General features: G+C 59.6%; 14 protein-coding genes. 11 read left to right on the plus strand and 3 right to left on the minus strand.

What is annotated here, in order from left to right; genetic code table 11:
- The 6 genes from AACY44_RS07790 to AACY44_RS07815 all read left to right on the plus strand — a co-directional run bounded on the left by AACY44_RS07790 (nucleotide 1) and on the right by AACY44_RS07815 (nucleotide 7,158).
- Nucleotides 1-600, plus strand: coding sequence for a LysE/ArgO family amino acid transporter (locus AACY44_RS07790; protein WP_339417127.1), 600 nt, complete (start codon nucleotides 1-3; stop codon nucleotides 598-600).
- Nucleotides 601-778: 178 nt separating this feature from the next.
- Nucleotides 779-1,375: a superoxide dismutase gene (locus tag AACY44_RS07795; protein WP_339436041.1), complete on the plus strand. Its 597-nt coding sequence runs from the start codon at nucleotides 779-781 to the stop codon at nucleotides 1,373-1,375.
- A gap of 153 nt (nucleotides 1,376-1,528) precedes the next feature.
- Nucleotides 1,529-1,717, plus strand: a complete 189-nt coding sequence (locus AACY44_RS07800; protein ID WP_049711790.1) for a hypothetical protein — start codon at nucleotides 1,529-1,531, stop codon at nucleotides 1,715-1,717.
- 208 nt (nucleotides 1,718-1,925) lie between these two features.
- Entirely contained in the window at nucleotides 1,926-3,977 is a 2,052-nt protein-coding gene (locus tag AACY44_RS07805; RefSeq protein ID WP_339530011.1) for a putative bifunctional diguanylate cyclase/phosphodiesterase, read from the plus strand.
- A gap of 126 nt (nucleotides 3,978-4,103) precedes the next feature.
- Nucleotides 4,104-5,447, plus strand: a complete 1,344-nt coding sequence (locus AACY44_RS07810; protein WP_339530013.1) for an imelysin family protein — start codon at nucleotides 4,104-4,106, stop codon at nucleotides 5,445-5,447.
- 256 nt (nucleotides 5,448-5,703) lie between these two features.
- Nucleotides 5,704-7,158, plus strand: a complete 1,455-nt coding sequence (locus AACY44_RS07815; RefSeq protein WP_339417138.1) for a TrkH family potassium uptake protein — start codon at nucleotides 5,704-5,706, stop codon at nucleotides 7,156-7,158.
- Here the strand turns inward: AACY44_RS07815 and AACY44_RS07820 are convergent.
- Complete coding sequence (locus AACY44_RS07820) at nucleotides 7,115-8,173, minus strand: AraC family transcriptional regulator (RefSeq protein ID WP_339417140.1); 1,059 nt, start codon at nucleotides 8,171-8,173, stop codon at nucleotides 7,115-7,117. The two genes, AACY44_RS07815 and AACY44_RS07820, sit on opposite strands and share 44 nt — an antisense overlap.
- A gap of 160 nt (nucleotides 8,174-8,333) precedes the next feature.
- Here AACY44_RS07820 and AACY44_RS07825 point away from each other — a divergent pair, with 160 nt between their 5' ends.
- The 3 genes from AACY44_RS07825 to AACY44_RS07835 all read left to right on the plus strand — a co-directional run bounded on the left by AACY44_RS07825 (nucleotide 8,334) and on the right by AACY44_RS07835 (nucleotide 10,497).
- The gene (locus AACY44_RS07825; protein ID WP_049711785.1) at nucleotides 8,334-8,645 is read left to right on the plus strand and encodes a DUF962 domain-containing protein; all 312 of its coding nucleotides are present in this window, start codon (nucleotides 8,334-8,336) and stop codon (nucleotides 8,643-8,645) included.
- Between the two features lie 367 nt (nucleotides 8,646-9,012).
- A complete protein-coding gene (locus AACY44_RS07830; RefSeq protein ID WP_065873565.1) occupies nucleotides 9,013-9,195 on the plus strand; it encodes a hypothetical protein in 183 nt (60 codons plus the stop codon).
- Between the two features lie 105 nt (nucleotides 9,196-9,300).
- Nucleotides 9,301-10,497, plus strand: a complete 1,197-nt coding sequence (locus AACY44_RS07835) for an MFS transporter (RefSeq protein WP_339417144.1) — start codon at nucleotides 9,301-9,303, stop codon at nucleotides 10,495-10,497.
- Here the strand turns inward: AACY44_RS07835 and arfB are convergent.
- Both arfB and AACY44_RS07845 read right to left on the minus strand, forming a co-directional pair.
- A complete protein-coding gene (arfB, locus tag AACY44_RS07840) occupies nucleotides 10,494-10,907 on the minus strand; it encodes an alternative ribosome rescue aminoacyl-tRNA hydrolase ArfB (RefSeq protein WP_339417146.1) in 414 nt (137 codons plus the stop codon). The genes AACY44_RS07835 and arfB overlap by 4 nt on opposite strands.
- A gap of 111 nt (nucleotides 10,908-11,018) precedes the next feature.
- A complete protein-coding gene (locus tag AACY44_RS07845) occupies nucleotides 11,019-12,440 on the minus strand; it encodes an amino acid permease (RefSeq protein ID WP_339417148.1) in 1,422 nt (473 codons plus the stop codon).
- A gap of 637 nt (nucleotides 12,441-13,077) precedes the next feature.
- Here AACY44_RS07845 and AACY44_RS07850 point away from each other — a divergent pair.
- Together AACY44_RS07850 and AACY44_RS07855 are read left to right on the plus strand one after the other, a co-directional pair.
- Complete coding sequence (locus tag AACY44_RS07850) at nucleotides 13,078-13,215, plus strand: hypothetical protein (RefSeq protein ID WP_003175756.1); 138 nt, start codon at nucleotides 13,078-13,080, stop codon at nucleotides 13,213-13,215.
- Between the two features lie 73 nt (nucleotides 13,216-13,288).
- Nucleotides 13,289-14,248, plus strand: a complete 960-nt coding sequence (locus AACY44_RS07855; protein WP_339530015.1) for a leucyl aminopeptidase — start codon at nucleotides 13,289-13,291, stop codon at nucleotides 14,246-14,248.
- The last annotated feature ends 34 nt before the right edge of the window (nucleotides 14,249-14,282 follow it).

Consider the following 14,282-nt stretch of genomic DNA (forward strand, 5'->3'; position numbering starts at 1 on the left):
ATGTGGCAAAGTTATCTGAATGGCTTGCTGGTCGCGTTCGGCCTGATCATGGCCATCGGTTCCCAGAATGCCTTTGTATTGGCGCAAAGCCTGCGTCGCGAGCATCACGTGCCGGTCGCGGCGTTGTGTGTGATCTGCGATGCCCTGCTGGTGGCTGCCGGGGTGTTTGGCCTGGCCACAGTGCTGGCACAAAGCCCTTTACTGCTGGCGATTGCGCGCTGGGGCGGCGCAGCTTTCCTGATCTGGTACGGGGCTTGCGCACTGCGTCGGGCCTGTTCAAAACAGCGAATGGAACAAGGCGACGACCTGAAGGTGCGGTCCTTGCGCGCCGTGTTGCTCAGTGCCTTGGCGGTGACACTGCTCAACCCTCACGTGTACTTGGACACTGTATTGCTGATCGGCTCTCTCGGCGCGCAGCAAACCGAACCCGGCGCCTATGTGGCCGGTGCCGCCAGCGCCTCGTTCCTGTGGTTCGCGACTTTGGCACTCGGCGCGGCCTGGCTGGCCCCCTGGCTGGCGCGCCCCGCCACCTGGCGCCTGCTGGACCTGTTGGTAGCGCTGATGATGTTCAGCGTGGCCTACCAATTGATCAGCGCCTGAGGAATATTCCAAAACGCTCTGGAACCTCTATCCCACACAGTTGTTGCGTGGTTTTGCCGCACCCCCGGTGCTATGATCCGGACCCGGCGCCGCAAAGAGTACAAACTCCCCGGCGCTTGTTTGGCCGCCCGTGATCGGCCTTGCGCTCACCGCAACTGACCTGATTAGGAGAATCATCATGGCTTTCGAATTGCCGCCGCTGCCCTACGCACACGATGCCCTGCAGCCGCACATCTCCAAGGAAACCTTGGAATTTCACCACGACAAGCACCACAACACCTATGTCGTGAACCTGAACAACCTGGTGCCAGGCACCGAGTTCGAAGGCAAGACCCTGGAAGAGATCGTTAAATCCTCTTCGGGCGGCATCTTCAACAACGCCGCTCAGGTCTGGAACCACACCTTCTACTGGAACTGCCTGGCGCCAAACGCCGGCGGCCAACCTACCGGCGCGCTGGCTGAAGCCATCAACGCTGCGTTTGGTTCGTTCGACAAGTTCAAGGAAGAGTTCACCAAGACGTCTGTCGGCACCTTCGGTTCCGGTTGGGGCTGGCTGGTAAAAAAGGCTGACGGTTCCCTGGCCCTGGCCAGCACCATCGGCGCCGGCAACCCGCTGACCAGCGGCGACACCCCGCTGCTGACCTGCGACGTATGGGAACACGCCTACTACATCGACTACCGCAACGTGCGTCCAAAGTACGTGGAAGCGTTCTGGAACCTGGTCAACTGGAAGTTCGTGGCTGATCAGTTCGAAGGCAAGACCTTCACTGCCTAAGCAACGCTTGCAGTAGAAAGAGCCCGGCGATTGCCGGGCTTTTTTGTGCGCTCAGCATCAGCGACTTGCCCGGAATCGTGGAACCCGCACAAAGGAATGTGCCACCTACGCAGTGAGAGGAATAACCCTCTCACATGCTTCTGGAGAGTCACAATGGAAGAAATCGGAAAAGCAGGTGGGCAGATGGCGATGCAACTCATCAGCGGGCTGATGAAAGGCCTCGCCGGTGGTGCGGGTGGTGGAGGGGGCGGTGAAGGCGGTGGTGCCAATGCACCCGGCCGGCCAGGCGAAGACATGATGCCGCCACCGCCGCCAAAGATCGAGATTTCCGCGTATCAGTGAATACGCTCACGGCCTGGAAGGGCATTGACCTGACCACAGGTGAGTCGAGCACCCAGACGGCGGAGTAAATCCGCCGTTTTTTTCTGGTTTTTTCTGCGTATCCCGCATCAAGACGTCTGCGGCCCTAATGTTCCTTTGACTGCCCTCACGGGATTGCCAATACTCATGGCATATTGAAGGCCACCCGCATGAGACAAGGAATGCCCCTTTGAAGCTGGAACTCAAGAACAGCTTGTCCGTGAAGTTGCTACGGGTTGTGCTGCTGTCGGCATTGATTGTGGGCGTATCACTGAGCGTGGCGCAGATCGTTTACGATGCCTACAAGACGCGTCAGGCCGTCGTCAGCGATGCCCAGCGCATCCTCGACATGTTTCGCGACCCCTCGACCCAGGCCATCTACAGCCTGGACCGCGAAATGGGCATGCAAGTGATTGAGGGCCTGTTCCAGGATGACGCGGTGCGCATGGCGTCCATCGGCCACCCCAACGAAACCATGCTGGCCGAGAAGAGCCGCACTTTGCAGCACGCCCCCAGCCGCTGGTTGACCGACCTGATTCTTGGCCAGGAACGCACGTTTACCACGCCCCTGGTCGGCAAAGGCCCCTACAGCGAGTATTACGGTGACCTGAGTATCACCCTCGACACGGCCACCTATGGCCAGGGATTTATCGTCAATTCGGTGATCATTTTTATTTCCGGTGTATTGCGCGCCCTCGCCATGGGCCTGGTGCTCTACCTGGTTTATCACTGGCTGCTGACCAAGCCGCTGTCGCGGATTATCGAACACCTGACGTCGATCAACCCGGACCGGCCCAGCAAACACAAGATCCCGCAGCTCAAGGGTCACGAACGCAACGAATTGGGGCTGTGGATCAATACCGCCAACCAGCTGCTCGAGTCAATCGAGCGCAACACCCACCTGCGCCATGAAGCCGAAACCAGCCTGCTGCGCATGGCCCAGTACGACTTCCTGACCGGTTTACCGAACCGCCAGAAACTGCAGGAGCAACTGGACAAGATCCTTATTGACGCAGGCCGCCGACAACGGCGCGTAGCAGTGTTGTGCGTGGGGCTGGATGATTTCAAAAGCGTCAACGAACAGTTCACCTATCAAGCCGGCGACAAACTGCTGCTGGCGCTGGCAGACCGTTTACGCGCGCACAGTGGGCGCCTCGGCACCCTGGCCCGTCTGGGCGGAGATCAGTTCGCGCTGGTCCAAGCCGATATCGAACAGCCTTACGAAGCCGCCGAGCTGGCGCAAAGCATCCTTGATGACCTGGAAGCAGACTTCGTCCTCGATCACCAACAGATTCGACTGCGCGCCACCATCGGCATCACCTTATTCCCGGAAGACGGCGACAGCACTGAAAAGCTGCTGCAAAAAGCCGAACAGACCATGACCCTGGCCAAGACCCGCTCGCGCAACCGCTATCAGTTCTATATCGCCAGCGTCGACAGTGAGATGCGCCGCCGCCGGGAGCTGGAAAAGGACCTGCGCGACGCCCTCAGCCGCAATCAATTCTACTTGGTGTACCAGCCGCAGATCAGTTACCGCGACCACCGTGTAGTGGGCGTGGAAGCCCTGCTGCGCTGGCAGCACCCGGAACACGGCCTGGTCCCGCCGGACCTGTTTATCCCGCTGGCAGAGCAAAACGGCACGATTATCCCGATAGGCGAATGGGTACTCGACCAAGCCTGCCGCCAATTGCGCGAATGGCACGACCTTGGCTTTACCGACCTGCGCATGGCGGTCAACCTGTCCACCGTGCAGTTGCACCACACCGAGTTGCCGCGGGTGGTCAATAACCTGATGCAAATCTACCGCTTGCCGCCGCGCAGCCTGGAACTGGAAGTCACGGAAACCGGCTTGATGGAAGACATCAGCACCGCCGCCCAGCACCTGCTGAGCCTGCGCCGGTCCGGGGCGTTGATCGCGATTGATGACTTCGGCACCGGCTACTCATCCCTCAGCTACTTGAAAAGCCTGCCCTTGGACAAGATCAAGATAGACAAGAGCTTCGTCCAGGACCTGCTGGACGATGACGACGACGCCACCATCGTGCGCGCGATCATCCAGTTGGGCAAAAGCCTGGGCATGCAGGTGATCGCCGAAGGCGTGGAAACCGCTGAGCAGGAGGCTTACATCATCTCCGAAGGCTGCCATGAGGGTCAGGGTTACCACTACAGCAAGCCCTTGCAGGCCCGAGAGCTGGCGGCTTTTTTGAAGCAATCGGAGCGCAATAACGCCGCCATTCTCTGACCTGGCAAGATGATACTAAATATTTCCCGCGTATAACCCTTTACACAAAATGCAAATCTTTCGCATTATGTCGCAGCTTTGCGCGCCCCCGCGCGCCCTCTCAACAACCGAAGCAGGATGTTCGCCATGATTCGTATGCCCCTGGCCACCGCCAGTCTACTGGCCATTGCCATTTCTCTCGCCGGTTGCGGCGAAGGTAAAGACAAGGCCCCTGCAAACCAGGCGCCGACCCCGGCTACCAGCACCACCGCTCCAGCCGCTGCCACCCCTGCCGGTCAGATCGACGAAGCCGCCGCCAAGGCCGTGGTCGCGCATTACGCAGACATGGTGTTTGCGGTCTACAGTGACGCCGAGTCCACCGCTAAAACCCTGCAAACTGCGATCGACGCGTTTCTCGCCAAGCCGAACGACGAAACCCTGAAAGCCGCGCGTACCGCCTGGGTCGCCGCCCGCGTTCCGTACCTGCAAAGCGAAGTGTTCCGCTTCGGCAACACCATCATCGACGACTGGGAAGGCCAGGTGAACGCATGGCCGCTCGACGAAGGCCTGATCGACTACACCGACAAGTCCTACGAACACGCCTTGGGTAACCCAGGCGCCACTGCCAACATCATCGCCAATACCGAGATCCAGGTCGGCGAAGACAAGGTCGACGTGAAGGACATCACCCCGGAAAAACTCGCCAGCCTCAATGAGCTGGGCGGTTCCGAGGCCAACGTCGCCACCGGTTACCACGCCATCGAATTCCTGCTCTGGGGCCAAGACCTGAACGGCACCGGCCCAGGCGCCGGCAACCGTCCTGCGTCGGACTACCTGACCGGCGACGGCGCTACAGGCGGCCACAACGAGCGTCGCCGTGCCTACCTGAGCGCTGTGACTCAACTGCTGCTCAGCGACCTGGAAGAAATGGTCGGCAACTGGAAACCAAACGTCGAAGACAACTACCGCGCCACCCTGGAGGCAGAACCTGCCACCGACGGCGTGCGCAAGATGCTGTTCGGCATGGGCAGCCTGTCCCTCGGCGAACTGGCCGGTGAGCGCATGAAGGTTTCCCTGGAAGCCAACTCGCCGGAAGACGAGCAAGACTGCTTCAGCGACAACACCCACAACTCGCACTTCTACGACGCCAAGGGTATCCGCAACGTCTACCTGGGCGAGTACACCCGCGTTGACGGCACCAAAATGACCGGCGCCAGCCTGTCATCCCTGGTGGCCAAGGCCGATCCAGCTGCCGATACCGCGCTGAAAGCGGAGCTGGCAGCCACCGAAGCGAAGATCCAGGTCATGGTTGACCACGCCAACAAGGGTGAGCACTACGACCAGTTGATCGCTGCCGGTAACGATGCGGGCAATCAGGTCGTGCGTGACGCCATCGCTGCGCTGGTCAAGCAGACCGGTTCGATCGAAGCGGCGGCAGGCAAGCTGGGCATCAGCGACTTGAACCCGGACAGCGCTGATCACGAGTTCTGATCAGTAGCGAATTGGAAAAGGCGGCCTTTGGGTCGCCTTTTTTGTATGCGCCTGTCGACAATCAATCAGGCGCCACAAAACCAATGTGTGCGGGCTTGCTCGCGAATGCGGTGGATCAGCAAGTGAATCCGTTGACTGACACTGCGCATTCGCGAGCAAGCCCCACATTCGACTTACATCGCTTCCAAGCCCCGGTTTACAAGACCTGCACCGCAGGTAGAATGGCGCCTCTGCCCAATAACCCCGAGCTCACTTCATGGCGTTGCCGACCCTACGCATTATCGGTTTCATCATCGGCATCTTCCTGATCACCCTCGCGATCGCCATGGTCGTGCCAATGGCGACCCTGGTGATATTCGAACGCACCAGTGACCTGCCCTCTTTCCTGTGGGCCAGCATGATCACCTTTCTTGCCGGCCTGGCCCTGGTGATTCCAGGTCGCCCCGAGCATGTGCACCTGCGCCCGCGGGACATGTACCTACTCACAGTGACAAGCTGGGTGGTGGTGTGCATCTTTGCGGCGTTGCCGTTTCTGTTGACCCAACACATCAGCTACACCGACTCGTTTTTTGAAAGCATGTCCGGTATCACCGCCACCGGCTCCACCGTGTTGAGCGGCCTGGACGCCATGTCGCCAGGCATCCTGATCTGGCGCTCGCTGCTGCACTGGCTGGGTGGCATCGGCTTTATCGGCATGGCGGTGGCGATCCTGCCACTGCTGCGCATTGGTGGCATGCGCCTGTTCCAGACCGAATCCTCGGACCGCTCGGAAAAGGTCATGCCCCGCTCGCACATGGTGGCGCGGCTGATCGTGGCGGCCTACGTCGGCATCACCATCCTCGGCAGCCTGGCGTTCTGGTGGGCCGGGATGGGCCTGTTCGATGCGATCAACCACGCGATGTCGGCGATTTCCACCGGGGGCTTCTCCACTTCGGATGAGTCCCTGGCCCACTGGAAACAACCTGCCGTGCACTGGGTGGCGGTGGTGGTGATGATCCTCGGCAGCTTGCCGTTCACGCTCTATGTGGCCACCTTGCGTGGCAACCGCAAGGCGTTGATCAAGGATCAGCAAGTGCAGGGTTTGCTCGGTTTGTTGATCGTGACCTGGCTGGTACTGGGCACCTGGTACTGGTGGACCACCAACCTGCATTGGCTGGAAGCCTTGCGTCATGTGGCGTTGAACGTGACCTCGGTGGTCACCACCACGGGTTTTGCATTGGGGGACTACAGCCTGTGGGGCAACTTCTCACTGATGCTGTTCTTTTACCTGGGCTTTATCGGTGGTTGTTCAGGCTCTACGGCGGGTGGGATCAAGATCTTCCGCTTTCAGGTCGCCTATATCCTGCTCAAGGCCAACTTGAACCAACTGATTCACCCGCGCGCGGTGATCAAGCAGAAGTACAACGGCCATCGCCTTGACGAAGAGATCGTGCGTTCGATCCTGACGTTCTCGTTTTTCTTCGCCATTACCATCTGCGCCATCGCCCTGGCCTTGTCGCTTCTGGGCCTGGACTGGATGACCGCCTTGACCGGCGCAGCCAGTACCGTCTCCGGCGTCGGCCCTGGCCTTGGCGAAACCATTGGCCCTGCGGGTAACTTCGCCAGCCTGCCGGATGCGGCCAAGTGGATCCTGTCACTCGGCATGCTGCTGGGCCGACTGGAGATCATTACGGTCTTTGTTCTGTGCATTCCGGCGTTTTGGCGCCACTGATGGCCGACGCTTCCAGCAACCGCGCCCGGTATTCGCCGGGCGTGGCGTCGAACCAACGACGAAACGCGCGAAAGAAGTTGCTCGGGTCGGCAAAACCCAACAGGTAGGCGATTTCCAATAACGTCATGCTGGGCTGCGCCAGGTACTGCTCGGCCAATTCGCGGCGGGTGTCATCGAGCAGGGTCTGGAAGCTGGTGCCCTCCTCCTGTAGACGCCGCTGCAAGGTGCGCTGGGAAAGGTGCAACGTCTGGGCCACCACTTCTCGTTTGGGCTCACCCTGGGGCAACAGCCGGCACAACACCTGCCGTGCCTTGTGGGTCACGCGGCTCTCCGAAAAACGCGCCAGGTATTCGCCGGCAAATCGATCATGCAGCAGCGCCATGGCCTCGTTGGCCGTGGGCAACTGCGCGTCCATGTCGGCCCGCTCGAAAATCAGCGCGTCATAGGGCGCGTTGAATTCCAAAGGCGCATGGAAGGCTTGTTTGTAGGGCGACAGGTCCGCCGGCTGATCACCTTGCAACACCACCTTGCGCGGCTGCAGGGTACGACCGGTCAGCCAACCGCACAGGGCCAAGGCGCTGGCCAGCGAAGCTTCGGCGCTTTGCCGGGTGGGCGGCAGGTGATCGCCATGCACCGTCAGAATCAGCGCATAACCTTCGGGGATCAGTCGGAAACTCAGGTCTGCACTTTCGGCGATGATGCGCTGGTAGCGCACCAGGCGCATAAAGCCCTCGGCAAGGGTATTGCTGGACATCAGTGCATAGCCAGCCACATGAAACGACGCCGGGCGCACCACTTTACCCATGTTCAGGCCGATCGCCGGGTTGCCTGAAAGCTCTACCGCCCGTTGCCACAGGCGCGTCATGGAGTCTTGCGGAAACCGCGCATCGGGGTCATTCAGGGCGGCGTAGTCCAGGCCGAGCTGCTTGAACAAGGCGCGGCAATCCAAGCCGTCCATTTCCAATGCCTTGACGATCCCCATCGCCCAGCTTGCAGAAGTTGTTCGTTCGCTCATGGCGTCTTCTTAAAAAAGCAGGTTCAAATGGCAGCCAGGAAGCCAAGGATACTAAAGTGGCGTCTATTGTCACTGGCCGTTACCACTGATCACTCTAGACTCAAATAAGCTCCCCGCCGAACACCTGTTGGGCGGCATAACAATCAAAGGGCCGGTCACTGTGGAAAACGTCAAGCAATTCAATAGCTTCGCTGAGTTCTACCCTTATTACCTGAGCGAGCACGGCAACAGCACGTGCCGGCGCCTTCATTTTATCGGCACCACGCTGGTGATCGGGATTTTGGCGTACGCCATCGGCAGAGGCTCGCTGGGCCTACTGATTGCCGTGCCGATTGCTGGCTACAGCTTTGCGTGGATCGGTCACTTCTTCTTCGAAAAAAACCGCCCGGCGACGTTTCAGCACCCGTTCTACAGCTTGCTCGGGGATTTTGTGATGTATCGCGACATGATCCTGGGCAAAGTGCCTTTCTAAAGGTAAGTGTGACCCCATGTCACTTGCGTTTGCAGGATCAAGGGTTACCTATTCGTCGAGATAAAAGTCTATTTGTCATTTACAGTGCTGTATCCTGCCAAGGCTTTTTGAGAGCGCGGAATCACCTGCGATTGAAAAAACAGACCTTGCGAGGAGCGACGACAATGCACGAGATACCTAATCTCCCCTTCCCAAGCCTGCACCCTACAGAGCAGCCAACACCGCAGCAGGCCAGCGACAAGCAGCCTGAGGCCAGAGAAGCAAAACCAGTCGACAGCAAAAGCCAGGACTGACGCCGTACCAGACCGTGTGGAAAGCGCAGCTTTGAGCGCTTTCCACACTGCCTGAATCATCCGAGATACCTGCCATGACTGACTCCTCCCCCACTCCCCCGGACACCGCCGTACTCGATGCTGCCCTGCAGATGGTCGAGGTCTGGAACCGCCTCAGCGCAGACAAACAAGCCGTGCTGCTCAAGCGCTTCGGCACCCAGGAAAACGCGCTGGCCGCCCTGGTCACTACGCAATTGCTGGCCCCTGCGCAAACCTGAGTTCTTTGTGACCTGAGGTTTTTGCGTTTTACCGCCCTGCGCGGGCCAAACCACCGGTATCATTAGCAGCCTATCTTTACCTGCTGCGACAGTGGACCTCTCCCCATGCCAGATACCCAGCGCCCCATGGCGGTCACGCTGCACGTTGTTTCCATCGTACTGTTCACCTTTATCGGCTACCTGAATATCGGCATTCCCCTGGCCGTATTGCCAGGCTATGTCCACAGTGAACTGGGCTACGGCGCGGTGATTGCCGGCCTGGTGATCAGCGTGCAATACCTGGCCACCCTACTGAGCCGCCCCTATGCGGGCAAAATCATCGACAACCTGGGCAGCAAGCGTGCGGTGCTGATCGGTTTAGCGGGCTGTGGCCTGAGCGGCGTGTTCATGCTGCTCGCGGCGTGGTTTTCAAGCGTGCCTGCCGTGAGCCTCTGCAGCCTGCTGATTGGCCGCCTGGTCCTAGGCAGCGCTGAAAGCCTGGTGGGGTCGGGCGCCATCGGCTGGGGCATCGGCCGGGTCGGTGCGGCAAATACCGCCAAAGTCATCTCCTGGAACGGCATCGCCAGCTATGGCGCCTTGGCCGTAGGAGCACCTATGGGTGTGCTGCTGGTGAGAAACTTCGGGCTGTGGAGCATGGGCGTCAGCATCATTCTGCTGGCGGTCGTCGGCTTATTGCTGGCCTGGAACAAAGTCGCAGCGCCGATCGTCGCTGGCGTGCGCCTGCCGTTCATGAATGTACTGGGCCGGGTATTGCCCCACGGCTGCGCGCTGGCGTTGGGCTCCATCGGTTTTGGCACCATCGCCACGTTTATCACCTTGTATTACACCACCCAGCACTGGGATAACGCGGTGTGGGCCCTGAGCCTATTCGGCGCCAGTTTCATCGGCGCGCGCTTGCTGTTCGGTAACCTGATCAACCGGATCGGCGGCTTTCGCGTGGCGATTGCCTGCCTGTCGGTAGAAATCCTAGGGCTGCTGTTGCTGTGGCTGGCGCCGGACGCCAACCTGGCCCTGGCCGGCGCGGCGTTGAGTGGCTTCGGCTTTTCCCTGGTGTTTCCGGCGTTGGGGGTGGAGGCAGTGAACCTGGTACCGGCGTCCAGCCGTGGCTCGGCGGTGGGGGCCTATTCGCTGTTTATCGATTTATCGCTGGGCATCACCGGCCCGCTCGCCGGGGCCGTGGCGGCTGGCTTCGGCTTTGCGTCGATCTTCCTGTTCGCCGCCCTCGCCGCCCTGGGTGGTTTGCTACTGAGCGTGTACCTGTACCGCCAGGCACCCAAGGCCCGTGAAGCGCGCGGCGACTAAAAGTCGACCTTGCCGCGCCCGGCCTTGATGCTGCCACGCTTGGTCTTGGATTCGAGGCGACGCTTTTTCGAGCCCAGGGTCGGCTTGGTCGGGCGGCGCTTCTTCTCGACCTTGGTGGCGCAGAGAATCAACTCCACCAAACGCTCCAGCGCATCCGCGCGATTCTGTTCCTGGGTCCGGTATTGCTGGGCCTTGAGCACCAGCACGCCTTCGCTGGTGATACGGCTATCGCGCAGCGCCAGCAGCCGCTCCTTATAGAACTCCGGCAGCGACGACGCCGGAATGTCAAAGCGCAGGTGCACCGCGCTCGACACCTTATTCACGTTCTGCCCACCGGCGCCTTGGGCGCGAATGGCGGTCAGCTCGATCTCGGCGTCGGGCAGGTGCACGTTGTTGGAAATCACCAGCATTGGGTAAAGGGTTCCGGTCGAAGGTATCCAAGGATACGCGAATGCGCCTTGCCCTTGCCCCTGAAACAGCAAACCCGGCGCAGGTCCGGGTTTGCTCAACACGCCAAAGGGTTACTTCGCCGCTGGCGTTACCACGTGAGGGTACGGCTGCGCAGCGCGCTTGTTCTTGATCCAGTAACACACCGCCATAAACGCCACCCACACCGGGATCGCGTACACCGACACCTGAATCCCTGGAATCATCAGCATGATCACCAGGATAAACACCACGAACGCCAGGCACACATAGTTGCCATACGGGTACCACAGCGCCTTGAACAACGGCACTTGGCCGGTGCGGTTCATGTGCTGGCGGAACTTGAAGTGGGAGAAGCTGATCATCGCCCAGTTGATCACCAGCGTAGCCACGACCAGAGACATCAGCAGTTCCAGTGCGTGTTGCGGGATCAGGTAGTTCATCAACACCGCCACCAGGGTGATCGCCGCCGAGGCGAGGATGGAGCGCACTGGCACGCCGCGCTTGTCGATCTTCGCCAGTGCTTTGGGCGCATCACCCTGTTCGGCCATGCCCAGCAGCATGCGGCTGTTGCAGTAAGTGCCGCTGTTGTATACCGACAGTGCCGCCGTCAGGACCACGAAGTTAAGAATATGCGCGGCGGTGTTGCTGCCCAGCATCGAGAACACCTGCACGAACGGGCTGCCGCTGTAGGCATCGCCGGAGGCGTTGAGGGTTGTCAGCAGGCTGTCCCACGGTGTCAGCGACAACAGCACGACCAGAGCACCGATGTAGAAAATCAGGATGCGGTAGATCACTTGGTTGATCGCTTTCGGGATCACGGTGCGTGGCTGGTCCGCTTCGGCAGCGGTGAAGCCAAGCATTTCCAGGCCACCGAAGGAGAACATGATGATCGCCATGGCCATCACCAAACCGCCGACGCCGTGAGGGAAGAACCCACCGTGCTCCCACAAGTTAGTCACCGAAGCCTGCGGCCCGCCACTGCCGCTGACCAGCATGTAGCTGCCCAGGGCGATCATGCCGACGATGGCCACCACCTTGATGATGGCGAACCAGAACTCAGCCTCACCAAAGACTTTGACGTTGGCCAGATTGATCAGGTTGATCAGCACGAAGAACGCTGCCGCCGAGACCCAAGTCGGAATCTCCGGCCACCAGTAATGCACGTATTTGCCGACGGCCGTCAGCTCCGACATGCCCACCAAAATGTACAGGAGCCAGCAGTTCCAGCCCGACAGGAAGCCAGCGAAACCGCCCCAGTACTTGTGGGCAAAGTGGCTGAAGGAACCAGCGACCGGCTCTTCAACAATCATTTCGCCGAGCTGGCGCATGATCATGAAGGCAATGAAGCCGCAGATGGCATAACCCAGGATCATCGAAGGGCCGGCGGATTTGAGCACCCCGGCAGAGCCCAGGAACAGGCCGGTGCCGATGGCGCCACCGAGGGCGATCAATTGGATATGCCGATTTTTCAAGCCGCGTTTCAGCTCGCCTGAAGAGGAATGGGGTCCGCTCATGAAAAGGATCTCACGCAAGGTTTGATGATGTTGAATGCACGTTGCTGCCTTGAATCTCGACTCAAGCAGCGCTGCTCAAACCCCAGCGCAGGCACCAGGAGTACAGCGTCTTTCTAACGGTCATGCGTCACCTGTTTATTTTTATCTGTGACGAAATCGAACCCGTCTGGCTCGTGGCCGGGCGGAGTGATCAGGGTCGATAACCCTGAGGTCTTGGCCTTTTGCGTGGGTACGCAAGGGCGTCACAGTAAAACGCGGCGGATTGTACACCGCTCGACAGCTTGAGGCCGCACCGCAACGGTGCGTGCGACGATCTGTCAGGCATTTCTTACAGGGCTTCACCGCTCAACAAGCACGCGGTCTTATCGTCAATTAATCGTTACAGCGCGGAAAATCTACGTTACAAGCGTGAACTCACGGAAAATTGGCGGCGGGGAACTTCTTAAAAATCATCCTGATCAGCCTGCTGTTTTTTATGGAAAAAAAGCAGACGCCCCCAAATAGAAAAAATTGTGCAATTGGAACCGTGTCAATAAATATTTTGCATTCTGAAACAGGCTCTCCTAGGTTCATCCCACTTGCCCAGCGCAGCCCGTTGGCAAGCCGTTCTCAAACAACGTCCTCTAGGAGCTACACCATGCAAGCACTGGAAAACGACCTGGAAACCGAACTGCAACTCGACGATTGGTTTGAAGCGCCGACCCATGAGGCCGCCGTTGAAATGATGCAAGCCGATGCCGTCGTGCCGTTCGGCACCGCGATGTGGCCTTTCTAAAATCGGCAGGTATCCGGCAGGTGCTGTGCACGGCACCTGCCACCCTTACCCAAGGCAAAAAAGGATGCACGTCATGGACAAGGCCCGCGCCGTCGAACACTTTCTCTACTACCTTGCGCACCACCCGGCCCTCAGCGGCCTGAATCGTCCCACCGTGTTACTGGGCCATACCGAGCGCTACGACGCCATTGCCCAGGCGATCACCCACAGCTGCGCAGCCCGTTTCAATTTCCAGGTGCAGCGCCTGGACCTGGCCGCCAGCGACGCGCTGGCCCAAGCCATCGAAGCCTGCGACCTCTATCTGTTTTTCTACGATTCCTCGACCTTGCCCAACCCACGCGCCGAAGGCCCGGACTTTATCCGCGCGCTGCAGGGCGTGATGGCCGAGCACTGGAAGAAATCCCTGCTGTTCAAGGATTACGGCGACTATTTCTACGACACCTTCAGCGTCGAGCCACAGCGCATTGCCGACCTCAATGCCACGTTGATCCGGCGCATGTCCCAGGCCAATGTGCTGCGCTTCACCGACAAGCACGGCTCGCGGCTGGAGGCGCCGCTGAGCAGCATCAAGAAGTGGACCAATATCAACGGCATCGGCAACCACGACCTCGCACCCGGCGAGATCGCGACCCACAGCGAAGCCATCAATGGCCAGGTGCGGTTTGTCGGCACCTTTCTCAGCACCATCCCGTTTGCACGCAAATATGGCGTGCTGCAATCACCGCTGCAGCTGTGGATCGAGCACTCGACCGTCTGCAGCGTAGCCAGTGAGGTGCCGGGGTTGGCCGATGACTTCAACAAGTACCTGAATGCCAACCCGTCCAACCGGCGCGTGGAGGAATTGGGGATTGGTACCAATGAAGGGGTCAAGGATTTGTATGCGCGCAATGCCGGGTTTGAGGAGCGCCATTGTGGGTTGCATTTGGGCTTGGGAGGTGGGCAGAAAGGCAGCCATCACCTGGACCTGATCTTTGCCAGTGGGACTTTGGCCCTGGACGATAAACCGTTTTTTGATGGGAGATTTGCGTTTTAGGGCCAGCTACACGTCGTAAGCTATAAGCTTCAAG

The sequence above is a fragment of the Pseudomonas sp. RA_15y_Pfl1_P11 genome (genome assembly GCF_963970975.1).
Classification (GTDB): Bacteria; Pseudomonadota; Gammaproteobacteria; order Pseudomonadales; family Pseudomonadaceae; genus Aquipseudomonas; species Aquipseudomonas tritici.

Coding starts and splice junctions, on each gene's coding strand:
- AACY44_RS07790 (WP_339417127.1), top strand. CDS start 1: ATGTGGCAAAGTTATCTGAATGGCTTGCTGGTCGCGTTCGGCCTGATC.
- AACY44_RS07795 (WP_339436041.1), top strand. CDS start 779: ATGGCTTTCGAATTGCCGCCGCTGCCCTACGCACACGATGCCCTGCAG.
- AACY44_RS07800 (WP_049711790.1), top strand. CDS start 1,529: ATGGAAGAAATCGGAAAAGCAGGTGGGCAGATGGCGATGCAACTCATC.
- AACY44_RS07810 (WP_339530013.1), top strand. CDS start 4,104: ATGATTCGTATGCCCCTGGCCACCGCCAGTCTACTGGCCATTGCCATT.
- AACY44_RS07815 (WP_339417138.1), top strand. CDS start 5,704: ATGGCGTTGCCGACCCTACGCATTATCGGTTTCATCATCGGCATCTTC.
- AACY44_RS07820 (WP_339417140.1), bottom strand. CDS start 8,173: ATGAGCGAACGAACAACTTCTGCAAGCTGGGCGATGGGGATCGTCAAG.
- AACY44_RS07830 (WP_065873565.1), top strand. CDS start 9,013: ATGACTGACTCCTCCCCCACTCCCCCGGACACCGCCGTACTCGATGCT.
- AACY44_RS07835 (WP_339417144.1), top strand. CDS start 9,301: ATGCCAGATACCCAGCGCCCCATGGCGGTCACGCTGCACGTTGTTTCC.
- arfB (WP_339417146.1), bottom strand. CDS start 10,907: ATGCTGGTGATTTCCAACAACGTGCACCTGCCCGACGCCGAGATCGAG.
- AACY44_RS07845 (WP_339417148.1), bottom strand. CDS start 12,440: ATGAGCGGACCCCATTCCTCTTCAGGCGAGCTGAAACGCGGCTTGAAA.
- AACY44_RS07850 (WP_003175756.1), top strand. CDS start 13,078: ATGCAAGCACTGGAAAACGACCTGGAAACCGAACTGCAACTCGACGAT.
- AACY44_RS07855 (WP_339530015.1), top strand. CDS start 13,289: ATGGACAAGGCCCGCGCCGTCGAACACTTTCTCTACTACCTTGCGCAC.